A 21,091-nucleotide genomic window follows, 5' to 3' on the forward strand; every position below is an offset into this window, starting at 1 on the left:
ATCCGGCGATATCCCGGCGACAGGAAAGGGGGCACGATGGAGTCGATGTCCATCGACGACTCGCTGCAATTGAATTGGCTGACCCATCTGGTCGGCGCCCGCTCGCCAGCGGAAGTGGCTGCGGCAATCGCCGCGCTGGCGCGAGACCGGCCCGGCTGCGAAGCCGCCAGCGTGTTGTGGCGGCTGCACGATCGGGCCGGCGTCTGCAGCATGCCGCCCATGCCGGTCGACGATGCCGATTGGCCGTGGATCGAACTGGCTGCCGGCACCGCCGGGGCACAGTGGCATGCGGACGGTCAGCGCGTGGCACTGCGCCTGTGCGAGCTGCCGCAGCCGGCCGTGCTGGTGCTGCGCCTGCAGCCTGCATCGGCGGGTCCCCGCTTTCTCGACGAGATGGCTGCGCTGCTGCGGCCGGCCCGCCTGCATCTGCAACGTGCGCTGGAATGGCTCGAACTGCAGCACTCGCACGAGCAACTGGAGCGCTCGGAGAACCTGCAGCGCGCCTTGTTCGCGATCTCCGACCTCGCCGGTTCCGAGCGCGACATGCCCACCGTGCTGCGCGGCATCCATGCCATCGTCAGCGGGCTGATGTACGCGGACAACTTCTTCATCGTGCTGCACGACGCCGCGCGCGACACGGTCCGTTTCCTGTACTACGTCGACGTGGAAGATCCCGTGGCGCCAGGCGGCGGCCTCGACATGCCGATCAGCGCGATCGAGCACACGCTGACCTGGTATGTGCTGCGCGACGGCAAGGCGCGCATGGGCGACGCCGAGGAGCTGCGCATCCAGGCGCAGGGCCCGGTGAAGGTGATCGGCACCGACAGCCGCGACTGGCTCGGCGTGCCGATGATGCGCGACGGCCGCCCCGGCGGGGCGCTGGTGGTGCAGAGCTACCGGCCCGAGATCGGCTACACCCCGGGCGACCTGGCGCTGCTGGAGTTCGTCGCCAGCCACATCCTGATCGCGCTGGAGCGCAAGCAGGGCAAGGAGGATCTGGAACAGCGCGTGCAGTTGCGTACCGCGCAACTGGCCGAAGCCAATCGTGGCCTGCAGCAGGAGATCGTCGAGCGGCAGCGCGCCGAGCACCTGCAGACCGCGCTGTTCCGCATCGCCGAACTGGCCACCGCGCACATCGACCATGGCGAGTTCTACCGCCGTGTGCACGGCGTGGTGGGCGAATTGCTCAACGCGCAGAACTTCTACATCGCGCTGCTCTCCGACGACCGCCAGCAGTTGCTGTTCCCCTACGCCGTCGACGCCAAGCTGCGTCCGCCGCCGAGCCGCCCGCTCGGCCGCGGGCTGAGCGAATACGTGCTGCGCCGGGGCACCGCATTGCGCGCCGACAACGCCGACATCGAGGAGCTGGAACGCAGCGGCGAGATCGTGGCCGGCCGTTCCGGCTCGCCTTCCACCTGCTGGCTCGGCGTGCCGTTGATCGTCGGCGACGAGGTCATCGGGCTGGTGACGGTGCAGAGCTACGACGCCGACGTCTCCTACGGTCCGTCCGAGCAGGAATTGCTGAGTTTCGTGGCCACCCAGGTCGCCAACAGCCTCACCCGCCGCCGTGCCGCCGAGGCCCTGCATCGCGCCTACGAGCAGCTGGAACACCGGGTGGAAGAGCGCACGCTGGCGCTGCGCAAGGAGATCATCGAGCGCGAACGCGTGCAGGATCAGCTCAAGCACCAGGTGATGCACGATCCGCTGACCGGCCTGCCCAATCGCAGCTATCTGCGCGACCGCATCGACCGCGTGCTGTCGACGCCGGCGTCAGGCACACGCCCGCGCTGCGCGCTGCTGTACATGGACGTGGACCGCTTCAAGATCATCAACGACAGCCTCGGCCACCTGGCCGGCGACGAGGTGCTGAGAGAGGTCGCCACGCGGTTGTCCGGCTGCGTGCGTCATCCGGACCTGGTGGCGCGGCTGTCGGGCGACGAGTTCGCCATCCTGCTGGAATCGGTGGAGCAGCCGGCCGACGCCAACGTCGTGGCGCAAAGGGTGATGGATGCGCTGGCCGAACCGATGCCCGCCGGCGGCAAGGAGTTGCAAGTGGCGGTCAGCGTCGGCATCGCCATCGGCGACGGCCGCTACCTGACCGCCGACGAGGTGCTGCGCGATGCCGACATCGCGCTGTATCGCGCCAAGGAACTCGGCCGCAAGCGCTACCAGCTGTTCGACGAGACGCTGGCGCGCAGCGTGGTCGACGTGCTGACGCTGGAAGGCGAGCTGCGCCAGGCACTGAAGCACGGCCAGTTCGAGCCGCATTTCCAGGCCATTTGCCGCCTGGAGGATCGCGCGGTGGTCGGCTACGAGGCGCTGATCCGCTGGAACCATCCGCAACGCGGCCTGCTGCTGCCGGGCGATTTCCTCAAGATCGCCGAGGACAGCGGGCTGATCGAGGCGATCGACTGGCACATGTTCGAGATCAGCTGCCAGCGCCTGCGCCGGCAGGAGCGCACCGACACCTTCATGACGCTCAACGTGTCGGCGATGCACCTGCGCCACGACAATTTCGACTCACGCCTGATCGAGCTGCTCGAACGCACCGGCCTGCCGCCCACGCGGGTGGTGGTGGAAGTCACCGAGGGCGCCCTGCTCGACGATCCGGAGCGCGTGCGCACCACGCTGGAGCGCCTGCGCGCCGCCGGCGTCGGCGCGGCACTGGACGATTTCGGTACCGGCTATTCGTCGCTGAGCTATCTGCACTCGCTGCCGCTGCGCATCCTGAAGATCGACCGCGCGTTCGTGAACGAGCTGGACAAGGGCGCCAACACCAGCAGTACCACCGTGGTCGCAGCGGTGCTTGCGCTGGCCCGCGCGCTGGACATCGACGTGGTCGCCGAAGGCATCGAGACCGAGATCCAGTACGCCGCGCTGCACGCGATGGGCTGCGCCATGGGGCAGGGCTACTGGATCGGGCGGCCCGCGCCGTTCGAGTCCTGAATCGCGCGCCCTATCGCGCGGCGGCGATCTGCCGCAACGCCTGCTCGAACGCCTCCGGCGGCTGACCGCCGGAGATCAGGTGCTGGCCGTTGACGATGGTGGCCGGCACCGAGTGGATGCCGCGCGACATGAAAAACTGCTCCTGCGCGCGCACCTCGTCGGCAAATTCGTCGCTTTCGAGCAACTGCCGCGCCCGTTCGCCATCCAGCCCCGCTTCGACAGCCAGCCGCGCCAGCGTGTCGTGCGAACTCACGTCCTCTCCGTCGGTGAAATACGCGCGCAGCAGGATCTGCTTCAGCACCAGCTGCCGCCCTTCCAGCTCGGCCCAGTGCAGCAGCCGGTGCGCGTCGAAGGTGTTGTAGACGCGGCTGCGCCGGTCCATGTTGAAGGTGAAACCGAGTGCCGCGCCGCGCGCACGGATCGCCTCGCGATTGGCGTCGATCTGCTCGGCCGAACTGCCGTACTTGCGCCGCAGGTGCTCGGTGGAATCCTCGCCTTCCGCCGCCATCTGCGGATTCAGCTCGAACGGCTGGAAGTGGATTTCCGCGGACACCTCGCCATCGAGCTTCGCCAGCGCATGCTGCAATGACGCCAGGCCCACGGCGCACCAGGGACAGGACACGTCGGAGACGAAATCGATGCGCAGCGGAACGGGAATCGCTGACGTGGACATGGGATACCTCGCAAATCCGGGGGGGAGGCAGCGGCGCTGCGGACCCGACCCAAGATGCGGCCGGGGCGCGGCACAATCAATCGTCTGCGCGAACCCGGCTTTTCGCCATGTCCAGTGCCAGCGCCTCGGCCACCTTGATGCCGTCCACAGCGGCGGAAAGGATGCCGCCGGCGTAGCCGGCGCCTTCGCCGGCGGGATACAGGCCGCGGACGTTGAGGCTCTGCAGGCTGTCGTCGCGCGTGATGCGGACGGGCGAGGAGGTGCGCGTTTCCACGCCGGTGAGGATCGCGTCGTGCATCGCGTAGCCGCGGATCTGGCGCTCGAACGCGGGCAGCGCTTCGCGGATCGCGGCGATGGCGTAGTCGGGCAGCGCGCTGTCGAGGCTGCCCAGGGTGACGCCGGGCTTGTAGGAGGGCTGCACGTCGCCCCATTCGCGTGATGCGCGACCGGCGAGGAAGTCGCCGACCAGCTGCGCGGGCGCGTTGTAGTTCTCGCCGCCGAGGGTGAAGGCGTGGCTTTCCAGTGCACGCTGCAGCGCGATGCCGGCGAGCGGGCCTTCACCGTACGGCGCGAAGTCGGACGGCTCGATGCCGACCACCACCGCCGCGTTCGCGTTGCGCTCGTTGCGCGAGTACTGGCTCATGCCGTTGGTGACCACGCGGCCCGGCTCGCTGGTGGCGGCCACCACGGTGCCGCCGGGGCACATGCAGAAGCTGTACACCGAGCGGCCGCGTCCACCCTGATTTCCCTTGCCGTGATGTACCAGCTTGTAGTCGGCCGCGCCGAGGATCGGATGGCCGGCCTGCGGCCCGAAGCGGGCGCGGTCGATCACCGACTGCGGGTGCTCGATGCGGAAGCCGATCGAGAACGGCTTGGCCTCCACGTATACGCCGCGCGCGTGCAGCATCTCGAACGTATCGCGCGCGCTGTGGCCGAGTGCCAGCACCACGTGATCGGATCGCAACTGCTCGCCGCTGGCCAGGGTGACGCCGCGGATCTGCTGCCGGCCGTCCGCGCGCGGTTCGAGCAGCAGATCGTCCACGCGCTGGCTGAAGCGGATCTCGCCGCCCAGCGACTCGATCGTGGCGCGCATGTGCTCCACCATCGTCACCAGCCGGAACGTGCCGATGTGCGGCTTGCTGACGTAGAGGATCTCCTCCGGCGCGCCGGCCTTGACGAACTCGGTGAGCACCTTGCGGCCGTGGTGTTGCGGGTCGCGGATCTGGCTGTACAGCTTGCCGTCGGAAAAGGTGCCGGCGCCGCCCTCGCCGAACTGCACGTTCGACTCCGGATGCAGGTTGCGCTTGCGCCACAGGTCCCAGGTGTCCTTCGTGCGCTCGCGCACTTCCTTGCCGCGGTCGAGGATGATCGGGCGGAAACCCATCTGCGCCAGGATCAGGCCGGCGAACAGGCCGCAGGGGCCGAAGCCGATCACCAGCGGGCGGTGTTCGAACCGCGGCGGTGCCTCGGCCACGAAGTGGTAGCGGGTGTCCGGCGTGGGCCGCACGTGCGCGTCGTCGGCGAAGCGTTGCAGCAGTTCGGCTTCGCGCGGGGTGTCGATGTCCAACGCGTAGATCAGCGTGATCGCGCCACGCTTGCGCGCGTCGTAGCCGCGGCGGGCGATGGTGTAGCCGGTCAGCTCGCCGGGTTCGAGCTCAAGCCGCCTGGCGATGGCAGCGGCAAGCGCGGCCTCGCCGTGGTCGAGCGGCAGCTTGAGGTCGGTGAGTCGCAGCATGCGTGGGGTCCGGTGCGCCGATGGCGCGCGCGATTCCCGGCGCCTTCGATGGGCCGGCCATTGTCGACGCCTTGCGTGCGGCCGACAAGGCGGCCGGCGAGCGGAAACTGACGCTGCGGGTCACTCAGGCCGCCAGCAGGGTCAGGAACTGCTCACCGGTTGCCCGCGGGTGCAGCAGGATGAAGCGCGTGTGCGCCGGGTCCGTGTGCTTGCGTGCCGCGGCGACGCAAACCTCGCCATCCTCCGCGATGATGGCGGGGGGCGTGGCACGCTGCTCATCCCAGGGCGCGCGGCACAGTTGGCCGTGTTGCGGGCCGCCGGCGATGATGCATTCAAAAATCCTGTTCATGGAAAGTCACTCGAAGGGGAAGAACCGTGGGGACGAGTGACAGCAAGCAGGGGACGCGCCAGCAGCGGGCAGGCAAAGGTGGTGTGCGTCACAGTTTGGGACATGCGCCGCCAGTCGCGGCTGATCGCCGTGGTTTCAACGAGTGGAGCGGCTGGGGCGACTGCTTGCGGTGGCGAGTCCGGCCTCCGCCCGGACTCGCTCCCGCAGGACGGAGTTCGCCCGCTCAGGCTTCGCCGATGAAGTCTTTCTTGCCGATGTCGGTGCCCGCTTCGCGCAGGATGTTGTAGGCGGTGGTGCAGTGGAAGAACAGGTTGGGGATGGTGAAGCCGAACAGGTACGCCTGACCCTCGAGCGTGACTTCGCCGGCGCGTGTCTTCATCACGATGGTGCGGGTCTCGCTGCCGTCGATCTGTTCGGCGCTGAAGCTCTTGACGTAATCGATTGCGCGCGCGATGCGGTCGTAGGCCTGGGGCAGGGTGGTCTCGTTGTCCTCGAAGGACTTCGGTTCGACGCCGGCGAGGCGTGCTGCGCCGCGCGTGGCCATGTCGCAGGCGATCTGGATCTGCTTGATCAGCGGCAGCATGTCCGGGATCAGCCGCACCTGCAGCAGCACCTCGTCGCTGACGTTCTTCGACTTGGCGTGTTGCTCGCCCTTCTGCAGCACATGGTTGAGGTTGCCCAACGCGCGGACAAAGACGGGGACGGAGGCCTGGTACATGGAAAGTGTCATGGTTTTTCTTCCTGCGGGTGAACCGCCTGCGGCGGATGGGTGGGTGTTGCCGGATGGATGGCGGACAGTGCCGGCGCGTCGCCGGGCAGCGGTTCGGCCGTGATGTGGGCGGCGGGTTGCGGCAGGCGCCGGGTGGCCCGCGCGGCGATCACCAGGCCCGCCAGCATCAGGCCCGCCGACAGCACGAAGGCGGCGCCGGGCAGGTGCAGCGGCGAGCCCGGCGCGATCGACAGCGCAAACACCTGGGCGAACAGGTACGGCCCGAAGATGCCCGCGAAACTGCCCAGGCTGCCGATCGCGCCCTGCAGTCGACCCTGCTCGGAGGGATCGACCTGCTGCGTCATCAGGGACTGGATCGGCGGCATCGCCAGGCCCCACAGGGCCAGCAGGGGGATGCCGAACAGGAAGGCCCAGCCGACATCGGCCACGCCCATCACCAGGAACGCGCCCACGCCGAACAGCATGCCGGCCAGCAGCACGCGGCGTTCGCCGAAGCGCGGCGCCAGCTTGCCGGTGAGCACCGCCTGCACGAAGCCGTCGCAGGCGCCGACCAGCATCAGCACGTAGCCCACCGCCTGCGGGCCCCAGTGGTAGCGGTAATCCGCGTACAGCACGAACACCGTCTGCAGCACGTAGTGGGCGAGGTAGACCAAGAACAGCACGATGGCCAGGTGGAACACCTGCCGCTGGCGGCGCAGCAGCTTCAGCGAGCCGAACGGATGCGCGCTGTGCAGCTCGATGCGCGCGGTGCGGCGTTCGGCCGGCAGCGACTCGGGCAGGATGAAGCAGCCGTACAGGAAGTTGCACAGCGCCAGCCCGGCCGCCACCCAGAACGGCAGCCGCAGCGCGATGCCGCCCAGGAAACCGCCCAGCCCCGGGCCGATGATGAAGCCCAGTCCGAACGCGCTGCCGAGGATGCCGAACGCGGCGGCGCGCTTCTCCTTCGGCACGATGTCCGCGATGTACGCGTTGGCGGTGCTGAAGCTGGCCGCCGTCATGCCCAGCAGCACGCGCGCGGCGAACAGCAGCCACAGCGTGGGCGCCAGCGCCAGGATCACGAAATCCACGGCCAGGCCGAGGTTGGAAACCAGGATCACCGGCCGCCGCCCGAAACGGTCCGACAGCGCGCCCTGCACCGGCGAGAACACGAACTGCACGATCGCGAACACCGTGCTGAAGATGCCCACCCACCACGCTGCCCGGGCGATGCCGCCGCCGGCCAGCTGCTCGATCAGGTGCGGCAGCACCGGGATGATGATGCCGAACGCCAGCATGTCGAGCAGCACGGTGACGTAGATGAAGGCCAGCGCGGCGCGATGGCGCGGAGCGACAGGCATCGACGGCTGGTCCATGGACGTGGCGAAGCGAGGGGAAGGCGACGATAACCCACGCCTGCCGCGGCCGCATGTGCAACCGGTCAGGTATCCCCGTGCCGCCGGAGCGATACCATGCAACATTCTCTCGCCAGGACACGATCATGCTGCGACGCCTGCTTCCCGCCTGCCTGCTGCTCGCGCTGTCCGCCTGCTCCTCCCATCCCGACGCCGCGCAGCCGGTGTCGAAGGAAGAGCTGGCGCCCGCGCCGACGACCTCCGTGGTCGCGCCCGCCGCCGTCGAGACGGCGGCACAGGTGCAGCGGCATCTGTCCGACTACGCCACGGTGAAACTCACGGCGGACCTGTCGGCGTTCGATGCCGGGCGGAAGCAGATGATCGCCCTGCTGGTGGAGGCCGCCGACAGCATGAACGCGCTGTACTGGAAGCAGAGCTGGGGCGACCGTGACGCTCTGCTGGCGAAGATCGGCGACCCGGCGGTGCGCGAATTCGCCGAGATCAACTACGGCCCGTGGGACCGGCTGGACAACGACAAGCCCTTCGTCGACGGCATCGGCCCGCGCCCGGCCGGCGCGCAGTTCTACCCGGCCGACATGACGAAGGAGCAGTTCGAGCAGTCGCCGCTCAAGGACAAGACCGCGCTGTACACCCTGTTGCGCCGCGACGCGCAGGGCCAGCTGCTCACCGTGCCCTACCACGAGGCGTACAAGGCCGAACTGGAAAAGACTGCCGGCCTGCTGCGCGAAGCCGCGAAACTGGCAAAGGACGCCGGCTTCCGCAAGTACCTGACGATGCGCGCCGACGCGCTGCTGAGCGACGACTACCAGCCCAGCGACTTCGCCTGGATGGACATGAAGAGCAACCCGGTCGACATCGTGATCGGTCCGATCGAGACCTACGAGGACCAGCTCTACGGCTACAAGGCCAGCTACGAATCCTACGTGCTGATCAAGGACCAGGCGTGGAGCGCGAAGCTCGCGCGCTTCGCCAAATACCTGCCCGAACTGCAGCGCGGCTTGCCGGTGGCCGACAAGTACAAGGCCGAGAAGCCCGGCTCCGACGCCGACCTCAACGCCTACTTCGCGATCTACTACGGCGGCGACGCCAACGTCGGCGCCAAGACCATCGCGATCAACCTGCCCAACGACGAGCAGGTGCAGCTGAAGAAAGGCACGCGCCGGCTGCAGCTGGAAAACGTGATGCAGGCGAAGTTCGACAAGATCATGCTGCCGATCGCCCATGAGCTGATCGCCGAGGATCAGCAGAAGAACCTCACCTTCGACGCATTCTTCCAGAACACCATGTTCCACGAAGTGGCGCACGGCCTGGGCATCAAGAACACGCTGGACGGCAAGGGCACCGTGCGCAAGGCGCTGAAGGACCAGGCCTCCAGCTTCGAGGAAGGCAAGGCCGACATCCTCGGCCTGTACATGGTCAGCAAGCTGGCCGACAAGGGCGAGCTGGACAAGTCGAAGCTGATGGACAACTACGTCACCTTCCTCGCCGGCATCCTGCGCTCGGTGCGCTTCGGCGCCAGCGATGCGCATGCCAAGGCGAACATGGTGCGCTTCAACTTCTTCAAGCAGCAGGGCGCGTTCAGCCGTGACGAGAACACTGGCCGCTACCGCGTCGACTTCGACAAGATGACCGCGGCGATGAACGCGCTGTCGGCCAAGCTGCTGACCATCCAGGGCGACGGCGACTACGCCGCGGCGAAGCAGCTCACCGAGCAGATGGGCGCGGTCGACGCCGAACTGGCCGGCGACCTGAAGCGGCTGGATCAGGCACACATCCCGGTCGACATCCGCTTCGAGCAGGGGTTGGACGTGCTGGGCCTGAAGAAGCTCTGACGAGTCTCGGACGCGGTAGGGCGGGCACTGCCCGCCGGCTTCTGCTCCTGCCTTGTGTCGTCATGCAGTGCGGCGGGCATTGCCCGCCCTACGGCAGCGGTGACGAGTTTTTGATCCAGTCGGTGACGGCTTGCGGGTGTTCGAGGTGCAGGTGGTGGCCGCCGTCCATGTGACTGACTGCGATGTGCGCCACGCAAGCGGCGCGGGTCTGCATCATCGCGTCGGGCAGGTAAGGCGTCGTCGGCTGCGCCAGCAACAGCGCGGTGGGTGCGGTGATGCCGCGCAGCAGCGCGTGCACTTGCGCCTCAGCCATCCGCACGGCGCTGGAACGGGTCAGCCGCGGGTCGCTGCGCCAGCGCCAGCCGCCGTCGGTTTCGAGCAAGCCGCGTTCGACGATCGGTCGTGCCTGTTCGGTGGGCAGGCCACTGGCGATGCTGCGTGCGCTGATCGCCTGGGCGACGTCGCGGAACACCCGCAGCGGCTTGCCGTTGCTCTCGCGTGGCGCCAGCGCGTCATGGAAGCGCTGCAGCGTGTGCGAACCGTCGTCGCCGAGCGGGCCGAGGCCTTCGATCAGCAGCAGGCGCTCGATCCGCTCGGGCCGCGCCGCAGCGACCAGGCTGGCGATGCCGGCACCCAGCGAGTGGCCGAGCAACGCGTAGCGATCCAGCTGCAGCGCGTCGACGGCTGACAGCACCGCCTGCACGTGGTCGACGTAGTGGTAGCTGGCGCCGGCGGGGAGATGGCCGGAATGGCCATGGCCCGGCAGGTCCAGCGCGATCACCCGCCAGTGCGCGGCCAATCGCGGCGCCAGGCGCGCGAAGCTTCCGGCGTTGTCGAGCCAGCCGTGCAGGGCCAGCAGCGGTGGCAACGTGGCCTCGCCCCAGACTTGCGCTGCCAGCGTCGACGCGGGCAGCGCGATGCGCCGCTCGACCGGTTCGGTCATGCGCCGCCTTCCGGCCAGCCACCGAGGTGTCGGTGTATCAGCGCGGCGAGGCCGGCCACCTGTTCGGCGCTGTCGTTCAGTGCGGGGATGTAGCGCAGCGTCTCGCCGCCGGCTTCGGTGAAGAAGTCGCGGTTCTGCATCGCGATCTCCTCCAGCGTCTCCAGGCAGTCCACCGCGAAGCCGGGGCAGGCCACGTCGAGCCTGCGCACGCCGGCGGCAGCGAGCCGGCGCACGGTGGCGTCGGTGTACGGCTGCAGCCAGCGCTCGCGCCCCACTCGCGACTGGAAACTGACGACCATGTCCGCTTCGCCCAGCTGCAACCGTTCGCGCAGCAGTTGCGCGGTGCGCCGGCATTGTTCCGCGTAGGGATCGCCGAGCCGCACGTAGCGCTCGGGAATGCCGTGGAACGACAGCAGCAGTTTCTCGCCGCGGCCGTTGGCCGCCCACCAGCGTTCGATGCTGGTGGCCAGCGCTTCGATGTGGCCGTCGTCGTCGTGGTAATCGTTGACCAGGCGCAGCTCCGGCGGCCAGCGCAGCGTCTTGAGCGCGTCGGCGACGGCGTCGATGACGGAACCGGTGGAGGTCGCCGAGTATTGCGGGTACAGCGGCAGCACCAGCAGCCGGCGCACGCCCTCGCGCTGCAGCTGTTCGGCGGCGCGTATCACCGACGGCTCGCCATAGCGCATCGCCAGTGCCACCCGCAGCGTGCCGGGTTGCCGGCGATCGAACTCGGCCTGCAGCGCCGCGGCCAGCGCCTCGCTGAGGTAGCGCAAGGGTGAGCCGCGTTCGTCCCAGATCCGCGCATAGGCGTGCGCGGAACGTTTCGGCCGCACGCGCAGGATCACCCCGTGCAGGATCGGCCACCACCGCCAGCGCGGGTAATCGATCACCCGGCGGTCACCGAGGAACTCGGCCAGGTAGGGGCGCACGGCGGCGGCGGTCGGCGCGGTCGGCGTGCCCAGGTTGACCAGCAGCACGCCAGCCTGAACGGTGGCCGGTGCGGCCTCGTGGGAATGGCCGGCAACGCCGGTATAGTGATCGGGCAAGGGCATCGTGACAGTCGTGAAGCGGCGCGGTCGTACCGGCCACAAACCGCAGTCTGCCACAAGCACGCCGGCAGCCGACGCCCGACGAAATCATCTCAAGCCTATGGAGCTCCCATGTCCAAGACCATGCTGCCCCACGTGTTGCTGATCGGCCTTGCCCTGCTGCTGCCGCTGACCGCGGCGCACGCTGAGGACCCGCCGCTGGTGCGCGCGACCAATGCGGTGACGGTGCTCAACGAAATCATGCAGGCGCCCGACAAGGCGATTCCGCGCGACCTGCTGCGCGACGCCAGGGCGATCGCGGTGATTCCCGGCATGCTCAAGGTCGGTTTCGTCTTCGGCGGCCGCCGCGGCGAAGGCCTGGTCTCGGTCAAGGCCGCGGACGGCACCTGGTCCAACCCCAGCTTCATCACCATGACCGGCGGCAGCGTGGGTTTCCAGGCCGGCGTGTCGTCCACCGACGTGGTGCTGGTGTTCCGCACTCAGAAGGGCGTCGATTCGATCGTGAACGGCAAGTTCACCCTGGGCGCCGATGCCGCTGCCGCCGCCGGCCCGGTCGGACGCACCGCGCACGCCTCGACCGATGCGCAACTGAAGGCGGAGATCTACTCCTACTCGCGCAGCCGCGGCCTGTTCGCCGGTGTCGCACTGGATGGCGCGGCGCTGCGCATCGACTATGATGCGAATGCCGCCGTGTATGGCACGGGCATCACGCCGCGCCGCATTTTCGAAGGCGGCGTCAGCAACGTTCCTGCGCCGGTCGTGAAGTTCCGCGACCAGCTCGAGGAGTACACTTCGCAATGATGCGGAAGGCCGGCGCGCGCGTCGCGATGGTTTCCGGCCGTCCGTTTTCGAGGTAACACATGAGCATCTGGCATCTCGTAATCCTGCTGGTCGTGGTGGTGGTGATCTTCGGCACCGGCAAGCTGCGCAACATCGGCTCCGACCTCGGCAATGCCATGCGCGATTTCAAGAAGGGACTGAACGGCGACGAGGAAGAAGCCCGGCGCAAGGAAGATGCCGAGCGGCTGCGCGCCGATCCGCCGGCCGGCTCCGCCGACCGGGCGACGCAAGGCCAGCGCGACTCCAGCGACCCGAAGTAAGCCGCGGGCGGCGGGCGGGTTGCGGCGATGATCGAGATCAGCTTCGGCAAGCTGGTACTGCTCGCGCTCATCGCGCTGATCGTGCTCGGCCCGGAAAAACTGCCGGGCGCCGCGCGCACCGCCGGCGCCCTGCTGCGCCGCATGCGCAGCGGCTGGGACAACGTGCGCGCCGAGGTGGAGCGCGAGCTGCAGGTCGAGGAGATCAGGCGCGCCGCACGCGAGGCGGCGGCACAGGCAGAAGCCGCGCAGCAGGAAGTCCGCGACGGCGTGGATCGGATGCGCGAGCCGCTGGCGCGAGCCGTCGATGAAGTCACTGCGGCCGGCGAGTCACTGACCGCGCCGACTCCGGCCGCAGTTTCCGCGGAGGAACCCGCCGAGCCCAACCCGCAGACCGAGTTGCCGCTGGGTGAACCGGCCGCGAACCAGACCGCGGCACCGACCCGCCGGATGGCCCATGGCGACAGCTGAACCGCGCGCGCCGGAGCCGGAGCAGGACGACCTGCAGCAGGGACTTTTCTCGCACCTGCTGGAGTTGCGTTCGCGCCTGCTCAAGGCCAGCGCCACCGTCTTGCTGGTGCTGCTGGCGTTGGTGCCGTTCGCCAACCGGCTGTACACCGAGCTGGCCGCGCCGCTGGTGACGCGCCTGCCCGCGGGCGCACACCTGATCGCCACCGAGGTCGCCAGCCCGTTCGTCACCCCGCTGAAACTGGCGTTCTACGCGGCGTTGTTCATCAGCATGCCGATGATCCTGTACCAGCTTTGGGCGTTCGTCAGCCCCGGCCTGTACAAGAACGAGAAGCGCCTGGCCCGGCCGTTGCTGGCCGCGGCGCTGGTGCTGTTCTACCTTGGCTGCGCGTTCGCATACTTCTTGGTGCTACCAGCGGCGTTCCGCTTCCTCACTGCGATCACCCCGCAGGGCGTGGAGATGATGACCGACATCACCCACTACCTCGACTTCGTGACGCTGATGTTCTTCGCGTTCGGGCTGTGCTTTGAGGTGCCGGTGGCGGTGGTGGTGCTCGCCGCGGTGGGCATCGTGGACGTGGACAAGCTGCGCGCCAGTCGCCGCTACGCCATCGTGGGCGCGTTCGCCGTCGCCGCCTTCATTACCCCGCCGGACATCACCTCGATGATCATGCTGGCGGTGCCGATGTGCCTGCTCTACGAGCTGGGCGTGGTGGCGGTGCGCTGGCTGGTGAAGCCGGGCGCCTCGAAACCCGACACGGCCCGCTAGCGCGTCAGTACAAATCGATCGGGTCGACGTCCAGCGACCAGCGCACCTTGCGTGCGGTCGGCAGTGCGCCCAGCGCCAGTTGCCACGGCCGCAACACGTTGCGCAAGCCCGCGCGGCTGGCCGATTCGATCAGCAACTGGCCGCGCTGGCGCCCGGCGCGCAGCGCCATCGGCGCCGGCATCGGGCCCGCGATCTGCAGCGCCGCGCCGGCGGGCAGCGCGGCATGGGCGGCGGCAAGGAACGCATCGACCGCCTCGCGCGCGGTCGCCTCGGCACGCAGCAGCACCTGGTGGCTGAAGGGTGGCAGCCCGGTCAGCCGGCGCTCGGCCAGCAGCTCGCGCGCCGTGGCCGCGTAGCCGTGGGCGAGCAGGTTGCGCAGCAGCGGGTGGTCGGGCTGGTGCGTCTGCAGCAGCACCTGCCCGGGCTTGCGCGCGCGGCCGGCGCGGCCGGCGACCTGCACCACCAGTTGCGCCAGCCGTTCCTCGGCGCGGAAATCCACGCTGTGCAGGCCCTCGTCCACGCCGACGATCGCGACCAGGGTGAGGTTGGGCAGGTCGTGGCCCTTGGCCAGCATCTGGGTGCCGACCAGGATCGCCGGCTGGGCGTCGTCCAGCGTCGCCAGCATCGTCTCGAGGGCATCCTTGCGCCGGGTGGTTTCGCGATCCACGCGCAGCACCGGCACTCCGGGGAAGTGCGCCAGCAGCGCTTCTTCCAGTCGTTCGGTGCCGTGGCCCTGGGCGGTCAGTTCAACGGCGCCGCAGGCCGGGCACGCCGTGGGCATGCGCTGGCGGCGGTCGCAGTGATGGCAGATCAGCTGGCGCCGCCCCGCGTGCAGGGTCAGCGGGCGCTGGCAGCTCGGGCATTCGGCGTGCCAGCCGCAAGCGTGGCACAGCAGCACCGGCGCATAGCCGCGGCGGTTGCGGAATACCAGCGCCTGCTCGCCGCGCGCGATCGTCTCGGCCACCGCACTCAGCAGCGCCGGCGACAAGCCGTGCTGCAGCCGCTGGGCGCGGATGTCGATGATCTGCACCTGCGGCGCCCGCACCGCGCCGGGGCGCGCGCGCAGGTGCAGCTGGCGGTAGCGGCCGGCCTCGGCGTTGGCCAACGACTCCAGTGACGGCGTGCCCGAGCCCAGCAGCACCGGGACGCCCAGCGCGCGGGCGCGCACCACGGCCAGGTCGCGGGCGTGGTAGCGAAAGCCTTCCTGCTGTTTGTAGGAGGCGTCGTGCTCCTCGTCGACGATGATCAGGCCGGCCTGCGGCAGCGGCGTGAAGATTGCCGAACGCGTGCCCAGGATCACCCGCGCGGTGCCGGCACGGGCACGCAGCCAGGCGCGCGCGCGGTCGCCTTCGGCGAGATTGGAGTGCAGCACCTCCACCGCCACGCCCAGCCGCTCGCGCAGGCGGCGCACGGTCTGCGGCGCCAGGCCGATCTCCGGCACCAGCAGCAGCGCCTGGCGGCCTTGCGCCAGCACCTGCTCGATCAGCGCCAGGTAGACCTCGGTCTTGCCGCTGCCGGTGACGCCATCGAGCAGGAACGGCTGGTACTGGCCGAGGCTGGCCCCGACGGCGGCCACCGCTTGCTGCTGCTCGTCGCTGAGGACGGGAGCCGTCGATGGGGGGGCACGCGGTTCGGTCGGCGGTCGGTCGCGGCGCTCGACCAGGTTGGCAGCGGCGAGGCGCCGGGCGGCCTCGCGCCAGCCGCTCTGGCGCTCGTTGAGCTCCTGCGCGCCGAGCGCGCCGTCAGCCAGCAGAGCCAGCAGGGCGCGGCTGCCGCCACGGCGACTGCCGGCCGCGAGCGCTTCGCGGCCGGTCGCGGTGAGCGCCCAGTATTCCTCGCCGATTGCCGGCAGCGGCCGGGCTTCGCGCAGCGCCAGCGGCAGCGCATTGGTGCAGACCTCGCCCGGCGCGCCCAGCCAGTAGTCGGTGGCCCAGGCCAGCGTCTGCAGCAGTTCGGCGTCGAGCAGGGGGTCGTCGTCCAGCGCCCGCAGCACCGGTTTGAGCCGGGGGCCGTCCAGCGTCGATTCGACACCGCTCTCCACCACCACGCCGACCAGCTTGTCGCGGCCGAACGGCACCAGCACCCGGCTGCCCGGGCGCGGTACATCCCCGGCGGGCGGCAGGTAGTCGAACAGGGTGGGCAGCGGCAGCGGCAGGGCGACGCGAAGAACGGTCGGCATGGGGACCTCGATGGCGTCCGCCAGTGTAACCGAGGGTGCTTTTCGGCCCGCCCCGCCGGCACCCGCAGCGACCCGTCGAGTTGCGTGCACTTGCTGGCCGAAGGTCGAGAAGTTCCGGGTAAGTCGCTATGGCTACGGTGTTTTCATGCTTATCCACAATCGCTGTGGATAACTCTGTGGATGCGGCGGGGAGCGCAGCCCGCGAAGCCCGTCGTGGCGCCTTCCGTGACGGCTTGGCGAGCTTTTCGTCATGAATAAAACCGGATTTTATTCAACGACTTGCAAAACGGGTTCGGTCACCGTTCACAGAATCGACAAATGCCCGTCACATCCTTGCCGGGCGTTGCGGTGCTGTGCAAAACCTCCCCGGGCGCTCATTCCGCCAAGCCCATCGCGGCGGCGCCGAGGATGGCAAACGCCAACAGCCAGCAGTAGCACCAGCCGACCACCAGATACTTCAGCACCGTCATCGGCCAGCCCTGCCGGTAGACGCGCTTCTGCATCACCAGCAGGTAGATCGGCGCCCAGATCCAGAGTGCGTTGATCAGCCAGCCCAGCGGCGTGGAAAGCCAGGGCGCGTGTGGCTCCAGCGCCACCGCCAGCAACTGGAACAGCACCCCCAGCAGCAGGCACAGGAACAGGAAGGCGTGGCTGTGCAGGGCCACGATGAGATGCTCGACGTACAGGCGGCGGCGGAACAGGTACATCACCTTCAGCAGCAGGGCGAACGCCGGCAGCATGAAGAACATCGTCCCCGGCAGGGCGGCGAGCACCTGGCCCAGCAGGCGTGCCTTGACCGCCGAATGATCGCCCGGACCGCGCATGGCGGCGAGGTTGTCGTGCATGCGCTGCAACGACCGGTTCATCCGCGTGTTGAGGAAATCGGGCAGCCAGCTCACGTGGACCGGGTATTTCTGCGCGTCCCAGGCCATGTCCAGCGGATTGTGCCGGGCCGCTTCGGAGGGCGCGCGCGGGGCAGGCAGCGCGGGCAGGTCGGCAACCGTCTGCGGCACCACCGCGGTGGTGTCGCCCAGCTCGATGCGCCGCTGCATCGCCTCGCGGGTCAGTTGCAGGCGCGCCTTGTCCAGTTGCTGCGCGGCCAGCGAACCGACCACCGGGATCTGCTCGGTCGGCGCGAACTGCTTGAGCTGCTTCTTCAGCAGGCGATCCACCTCGGCCGGGGTTTTCGCATCCTGGAAGCTCGCGCCGGCCACGGTCACCTTCATCGGCGTGTCCGCGGCGCCGCCGGTGTCCAGCGCCATCGGCAGCAGGAAGAATGCGGCCAGGCACAACAGGAACATGGTGCGGAACGGCGCCAGGTAGCGCACGCGGCGGCCGGCGAAGTACTCCAGGGTGAGGAAGCCCGGCCGCAGCAGGAGCGGCGGCAAGGTGTGCACCACGCGGCCGTCCCAGTTGGCCACCAGGTCGAGTGTGTCCTCCAGCATGCCGTGCACCGGCCGCAGCACGCTGCGTACCGATTGTCCGCAGGCGTGGCAGAACTCGCCCTGCAGCACGGCGCCGCAATTGGCACAGTGGCTTTCGGTGGGCAAGGTGAGGGCTTGCGGCATCGGGGTCCCCGGGCAACGGCGCCGCCGATCTTCGCACAGGCGGGCCGCGTCGTACCCATGACCGATGGCTCGGGTAAAATGCGCGGCCCTGGAGTCAGATCGTGTCATGAATCCGTTTCGTCCCGAGCGTGCGCGCCTGCGGCATGAGGTGCGCGCCACCGTGCGCCTGGCGCTGCCGCTGATCGCCGCGCAGCTGGCGGCGGTCGGCAGCAACGTGATCGACGCGGTGCTGGCCGGCCACGTCAGCGCGCACGTGCTGGGCGCGGTGGCGGTGGGCGCCAGCATCTGGTCGCTGGCGATCGTCTGCGGCATCGGCATGATGATGGCGGTGCCGCCGTCGGTGGCGCAGCTGGACGGTGCCGGTCGGCGCCATGAGGTCGGCGCGGTGTTCCACCAGGCGCTGTGGCTGGCGCTGGGCATGGGCGCGCTGCTGTGGTTCGCGGTGCGCCATGCGGAGCCGCTGATCGAGCTGATCGGGGTGACGGCGAGCCTGCGCCACGACGTGCAGCGCTTCCTGCTGGCGATCAGCTGGGGCGCGCCGGCGCTGACTTGCTATTTCGCCTTGCGCGGCCTGTCCGAAGGCCTGTCGATGACGCGGCCGTCGATGTACTTCAGCCTCGGCGGGCTGGTGCTGCTGGTGCCGCTGGGCTATGTATTGATGTTCGGCAAGCTGGGCATCCCGCCGCAGGGCGCGCACGGCTGCGGCGTGGCCACCGCGATCGTGCTGTGGCTGGAGTTGCTGGCGTTCGGCATCTACGTGATCTTCCGGCGCAACTACCGCGGGCTGGGCCTGTTCGAGCGTTTCGAGTGGCCGGACCTGCACCGGATCGGCCAACTGGTGCATATCGGGGCACCGATGGCGGTGACGCTGCTGGCTGAGGCCGGATTGTTCGTGGCCACCGCGCTGATCATCGCCACCCTGGGCGAGGACGTGATCGCCAGCCACCAGGTGGCCATCAACATTGCCTCGCTGTTCTTCATGATCCCGCTGGGCCTGGCGATGGCAATCACCGTGCGGGTGGGCAACGCGGTGGGTCGCGGCGACGAGCAGGGGGTGCGCTACGCCGGCTTCTGCGGCATCGGCCTGACGCTCGGGACGCAACTGCTGTCGGCGGCGCTGATGCTGAGCCTGCCGCACTTCATCGCGTCGCTGTATACGCACGACAACCGGGTGATCGCGCTGGCCGCGCAGCTGATCATGCTGGCCGGACTGTTCCAGTTCTCCGATGGCGTCCAGGTCGCCGCCAACGGCGCGCTGCGCGGGTTGAAGGACACCCGCGTGCCGATGGCGATCACCTTGTTCTCGTACTGGGTGGTAGGCATGCCGGTGGGCTGGTGGCTGGCCTTCCACCACGGCATGGGCGCGCGCGGCATGTGGGTCGGCCTGATCGCGGGCCTGTCGGTGGCGGCGGTGATGCTGTTCGTGCGGTTCTGGCGCAGCGCGTGGAAGCAGCGCTGGCGGGCGGCTGCCATGACCGCCGTGGCCCGACCGGTTACGCTTGACGCCTGATCCCCGGGACCCTTTCCATGACTCCACCCCTGCCGCCCCCGTCCCGCCGCCGCAGCGCGCTGCAGCAACTGGGGCACGGTCTCAACGTGGTGCGGCTGATCATCATCAACGTGGTGTTCTTCGCGTTCCTGGCGATCGTGCTCATTCTGGTGGTGGCCGTCACCGCCGCCGACGAGCATGGCGTACTGCCGGGCAGCGTGCTGGTGCTCAAGCCGCAGGGGCAACTGGTCGAGCAATACAGCGCCGCGCCGCTGCAGCGGGCGATGTCGCGGCTCTCCGGCGAAGACGTCAGTCAGGTGCAACTGCGCGATCTGGTCGGCGCGATCGACGCCGCGGCGAAGGATGCGCGGATCAGCCGCATCCTGCTCTTGCCAGGCGATCTGGACAGCAGCGGCTTCGCGGCGTTGCGCGAGGTGGGCGCGGCGCTGGACCGTTTCCGTGCCGCCGGCAAGCCGGTGATCGCCTGGGGCGTCAATCTCGACCAGGGCCAGTATTACCTCGCTGCCCACGCCGACCGGGTGCTGCTCGACCCGCAGGGCGGCGTGATGCTCACCGGGCTGGCCAACTACCGCCTGTTCTACAAGGATCTGCTCGACAAGCTCGGCGTCGACGTGCACCTGTTCCGCGTCGGCGAGTTCAAGAGCGCGGCCGAACCGTACATCCTCGACCACGCCTCGGCCGAGGCGAAGCAGGCCGACAGCTACTGGATGGACGGCTTGTGGGACGGCTACCTCGACGAGGTGGCCGGCCTGCGCAAGATCGACCCGGCCGCGCTGCGCGACGACGTCGACAACCTGCCGCAGCACATCGCCAGCACCCAGGGCGATCTGGCCAAACTGGCGCTGGACCAGCATCTGATCGATGGCACCGCCACCCGCGCCGAGCTGATCGCGATGCTGCGCGGGCAAGGCGTGCCGGCCGGGGAGAAGCAGCGGGGCTTCCGCCAGGTCGATCTGGCGCGCTACGTCGACCACCTGCCGCGCGAGGGCAAGCTGCTCGCGCCCGGCGTGACGGTCGTGGTGGCCGAAGGCGAGATCGTCGGCGGCAAGCGCGCGCCGGGCACGATCGGCGGCGAGTCCACCGCCGCGCTGATCCGCGCCGCGCGCGAGGACCACCGCACCAAGGCATTGGTGCTGCGCGTGAATTCGCCCGGCGGCGAGGTCTACGCCGCCGAGGAAATTCGCCGCGAAGTGGCGCAGACCCGCGCGGCCGGCATCCCGGTGGTGGTGTCGATGGGCAACGTGGCGGCCAGCGGCGGCTACTGGATCTCGATGAACGCCAATCGCATCCTGGCCGAGCCGAACACCATCACCGGCTCGATCGGCATCTTCGGCATGTATTACACGGTGCCCGGCACGCTGGCCAAGCTCGGCATCCACAGCGACGGCGTCGCAACCGGCCCGATGGCCGGAGCCTTCGACATCACCCGCCCGCTCGATCCGAAGGTCGGCACGGTGATCCAGGCCGTCATCGACAAGGGCTACCGCGATTTCGTCGGCAAGGTCGCCGCGGCTCGCGGCAAGACGTACCAGGCCATCGACGCGATCGCGCAGGGCCGCGTGTGGACCGGCCGTCAGGCACTCGAGCGCGGCCTCGTCGACCGGCTCGGCGGGCTGCGCGACGCCGTGATCGAGGCCGCGACGCTGGCCAAGCTCGGCAAGGATTATCCGGTGCGCTACGAGGAGGCCCCGCTGGGCGGTTTCGAGCGCTTCCTGGTCAACCTCAACCACGAGGCCGCCACGCGCGTGTTGCAATCGTGGGGCGTGCGCCTGCCGCGCTGGTTCGCGCAATTGCCCGAGCTGGCGCCGGAGCTTGAGCTTCTGCGCCACGCCAGGGCCGGTACGCCGAACATCTACGCCGACTGCTTGTGCAGTCCGCGCTGAGGCGCGGG

At 69.2% G+C, this 21,091-nt stretch carries 17 protein-coding genes; 8 read left to right on the forward strand and 9 right to left on the reverse strand.

Features of this window, described 5'->3' with window-relative positions; all coding sequences use genetic code 11:
- The first annotated feature begins 45 nt into the window (after positions 1-45).
- Positions 46-2,946: a bifunctional diguanylate cyclase/phosphodiesterase gene (locus ACVCL9_RS15305; RefSeq protein ID WP_447097478.1), complete on the forward strand. Its 2,901-nt coding sequence runs from the start codon at positions 46-48 to the stop codon at positions 2,944-2,946.
- Positions 2,947-2,956: 10 nt separating this feature from the next.
- Here the strand turns inward: ACVCL9_RS15305 and ACVCL9_RS15310 are convergent, their stop codons facing one another.
- The 5 genes from ACVCL9_RS15310 to ACVCL9_RS15330 form a co-directional block, all read right to left on the reverse strand.
- Positions 2,957-3,619 carry a DsbA family oxidoreductase gene (locus ACVCL9_RS15310; RefSeq protein ID WP_395121061.1) on the reverse strand — a complete coding sequence of 221 codons (663 nt, stop codon included), beginning with the start codon at positions 3,617-3,619 and terminating at the stop codon, positions 2,957-2,959.
- Positions 3,620-3,695: 76 nt separating this feature from the next.
- A complete protein-coding gene (locus tag ACVCL9_RS15315; protein WP_447097477.1) occupies positions 3,696-5,354 on the reverse strand; it encodes an NAD(P)/FAD-dependent oxidoreductase in 1,659 nt (552 codons plus the stop codon).
- Positions 5,355-5,478: 124 nt separating this feature from the next.
- Positions 5,479-5,703: a hypothetical protein gene (locus ACVCL9_RS15320; protein WP_395121063.1), complete on the reverse strand. Its 225-nt coding sequence runs from the start codon at positions 5,701-5,703 to the stop codon at positions 5,479-5,481.
- Positions 5,704-5,926: 223 nt separating this feature from the next.
- A complete protein-coding gene (locus ACVCL9_RS15325) occupies positions 5,927-6,433 on the reverse strand; it encodes a DUF1993 domain-containing protein (protein WP_447097476.1) in 507 nt (168 codons plus the stop codon).
- Positions 6,430-7,785, reverse strand: coding sequence for a TCR/Tet family MFS transporter (locus ACVCL9_RS15330; RefSeq protein WP_447097475.1), 1,356 nt, complete (start codon positions 7,783-7,785; stop codon positions 6,430-6,432). The genes ACVCL9_RS15325 and ACVCL9_RS15330 overlap by 4 nt, the downstream gene beginning before the upstream one ends.
- Before the next feature lie 125 nt (positions 7,786-7,910).
- On the opposite strand from ACVCL9_RS15330, the gene ACVCL9_RS15335 reads away from it, so the two are divergent.
- Positions 7,911-9,617, forward strand: coding sequence for a dipeptidyl-peptidase 3 family protein (locus tag ACVCL9_RS15335; protein WP_447097474.1), 1,707 nt, complete (start codon positions 7,911-7,913; stop codon positions 9,615-9,617).
- A gap of 88 nt (positions 9,618-9,705) precedes the next feature.
- Here ACVCL9_RS15335 and ACVCL9_RS15340 read toward each other — a convergent pair whose 3' ends face one another.
- On the reverse strand, positions 9,706-10,560 hold the full coding sequence (locus ACVCL9_RS15340; protein ID WP_447097473.1) for an alpha/beta fold hydrolase: 855 nt from the start codon (positions 10,558-10,560) through the stop codon (positions 9,706-9,708).
- Positions 10,557-11,612, reverse strand: coding sequence for a ferrochelatase (gene hemH, locus ACVCL9_RS15345; RefSeq protein ID WP_447097472.1), 1,056 nt, complete (start codon positions 11,610-11,612; stop codon positions 10,557-10,559). Before hemH ends, ACVCL9_RS15340 begins: the two co-directional genes overlap by 4 nt.
- Positions 11,613-11,720: 108 nt before the next feature.
- On the opposite strand from hemH, the gene ACVCL9_RS15350 reads away from it, so the two are divergent.
- The 4 genes from ACVCL9_RS15350 to tatC are packed head-to-tail and all read left to right on the forward strand — an operon-like array spanning position 11,721 to position 13,943.
- A complete protein-coding gene (locus ACVCL9_RS15350) occupies positions 11,721-12,410 on the forward strand; it encodes a lipid-binding SYLF domain-containing protein (protein WP_447097471.1) in 690 nt (229 codons plus the stop codon).
- Between the two features lie 59 nt (positions 12,411-12,469).
- Complete coding sequence (gene tatA / locus ACVCL9_RS15355) at positions 12,470-12,709, forward strand: twin-arginine translocase TatA/TatE family subunit (protein WP_447097470.1); 240 nt, start codon at positions 12,470-12,472, stop codon at positions 12,707-12,709.
- Positions 12,710-12,736: 27 nt separating this feature from the next.
- Complete coding sequence (gene tatB / locus ACVCL9_RS15360) at positions 12,737-13,177, forward strand: Sec-independent protein translocase protein TatB (protein ID WP_447097469.1); 441 nt, start codon at positions 12,737-12,739, stop codon at positions 13,175-13,177.
- Positions 13,164-13,943 (forward strand): twin-arginine translocase subunit TatC, encoded by a 780-nt coding sequence (gene tatC / locus ACVCL9_RS15365; protein WP_447097468.1) that lies wholly within the window; start codon positions 13,164-13,166, stop codon positions 13,941-13,943. Before tatB ends, tatC begins: the two co-directional genes overlap by 14 nt.
- 4 nt (positions 13,944-13,947) lie before the next feature.
- Here the strand turns inward: tatC and ACVCL9_RS15370 are convergent, their stop codons facing one another.
- Positions 13,948-16,122, reverse strand: coding sequence for a primosomal protein N' (locus ACVCL9_RS15370; protein ID WP_447097467.1), 2,175 nt, complete (start codon positions 16,120-16,122; stop codon positions 13,948-13,950).
- A gap of 374 nt (positions 16,123-16,496) precedes the next feature.
- A complete protein-coding gene (locus ACVCL9_RS15375) occupies positions 16,497-17,690 on the reverse strand; it encodes a DUF3667 domain-containing protein (RefSeq protein ID WP_447097466.1) in 1,194 nt (397 codons plus the stop codon).
- 106 nt (positions 17,691-17,796) lie between these two features.
- On the opposite strand from ACVCL9_RS15375, the gene ACVCL9_RS15380 reads away from it, so the two are divergent.
- Together ACVCL9_RS15380 and sppA are read left to right on the forward strand one after the other, a co-directional pair.
- On the forward strand, positions 17,797-19,200 hold the full coding sequence (locus tag ACVCL9_RS15380) for an MATE family efflux transporter (RefSeq protein ID WP_395121075.1): 1,404 nt from the start codon (positions 17,797-17,799) through the stop codon (positions 19,198-19,200).
- Between the two features lie 17 nt (positions 19,201-19,217).
- Positions 19,218-21,083: a signal peptide peptidase SppA gene (gene sppA, locus ACVCL9_RS15385; RefSeq protein ID WP_447097465.1), complete on the forward strand. Its 1,866-nt coding sequence runs from the start codon at positions 19,218-19,220 to the stop codon at positions 21,081-21,083.
- Positions 21,084-21,091 lie beyond the last annotated feature (8 nt).

The sequence above is a fragment of the Rhodanobacter sp. UC4438_H5 genome, assembly GCF_052978405.1.

What these genes read in the sequence shown, in the direction of transcription:
- ACVCL9_RS15305 (WP_447097478.1), top strand. Translation starts at nt 46, where the DNA reads ATGTCCATCGACGACTCGCTGCAATTGAATTGGCTGACCCATCTGGTC.
- ACVCL9_RS15310 (WP_395121061.1), bottom strand. Translation starts at nt 3,619, where the DNA reads ATGTCCACGTCAGCGATTCCCGTTCCGCTGCGCATCGATTTCGTCTCC.
- ACVCL9_RS15315 (WP_447097477.1), bottom strand. Translation starts at nt 5,354, where the DNA reads ATGCTGCGACTCACCGACCTCAAGCTGCCGCTCGACCACGGCGAGGCC.
- ACVCL9_RS15320 (WP_395121063.1), bottom strand. Translation starts at nt 5,703, where the DNA reads ATGAACAGGATTTTTGAATGCATCATCGCCGGCGGCCCGCAACACGGC.
- ACVCL9_RS15325 (WP_447097476.1), bottom strand. Translation starts at nt 6,433, where the DNA reads ATGACACTTTCCATGTACCAGGCCTCCGTCCCCGTCTTTGTCCGCGCG.
- ACVCL9_RS15330 (WP_447097475.1), bottom strand. Translation starts at nt 7,785, where the DNA reads ATGGACCAGCCGTCGATGCCTGTCGCTCCGCGCCATCGCGCCGCGCTG.
- ACVCL9_RS15335 (WP_447097474.1), top strand. Translation starts at nt 7,911, where the DNA reads ATGCTGCGACGCCTGCTTCCCGCCTGCCTGCTGCTCGCGCTGTCCGCC.
- ACVCL9_RS15340 (WP_447097473.1), bottom strand. Translation starts at nt 10,560, where the DNA reads ATGACCGAACCGGTCGAGCGGCGCATCGCGCTGCCCGCGTCGACGCTG.
- hemH (WP_447097472.1), bottom strand. Translation starts at nt 11,612, where the DNA reads ATGCCCTTGCCCGATCACTATACCGGCGTTGCCGGCCATTCCCACGAG.
- ACVCL9_RS15350 (WP_447097471.1), top strand. Translation starts at nt 11,721, where the DNA reads ATGTCCAAGACCATGCTGCCCCACGTGTTGCTGATCGGCCTTGCCCTG.
- tatA (WP_447097470.1), top strand. Translation starts at nt 12,470, where the DNA reads ATGAGCATCTGGCATCTCGTAATCCTGCTGGTCGTGGTGGTGGTGATC.
- tatB (WP_447097469.1), top strand. Translation starts at nt 12,737, where the DNA reads ATGATCGAGATCAGCTTCGGCAAGCTGGTACTGCTCGCGCTCATCGCG.
- tatC (WP_447097468.1), top strand. Translation starts at nt 13,164, where the DNA reads ATGGCGACAGCTGAACCGCGCGCGCCGGAGCCGGAGCAGGACGACCTG.
- ACVCL9_RS15370 (WP_447097467.1), bottom strand. Translation starts at nt 16,122, where the DNA reads ATGCCGACCGTTCTTCGCGTCGCCCTGCCGCTGCCGCTGCCCACCCTG.
- ACVCL9_RS15375 (WP_447097466.1), bottom strand. Translation starts at nt 17,690, where the DNA reads ATGCCGCAAGCCCTCACCTTGCCCACCGAAAGCCACTGTGCCAATTGC.
- ACVCL9_RS15380 (WP_395121075.1), top strand. Translation starts at nt 17,797, where the DNA reads ATGAATCCGTTTCGTCCCGAGCGTGCGCGCCTGCGGCATGAGGTGCGC.
- sppA (WP_447097465.1), top strand. Translation starts at nt 19,218, where the DNA reads ATGACTCCACCCCTGCCGCCCCCGTCCCGCCGCCGCAGCGCGCTGCAG.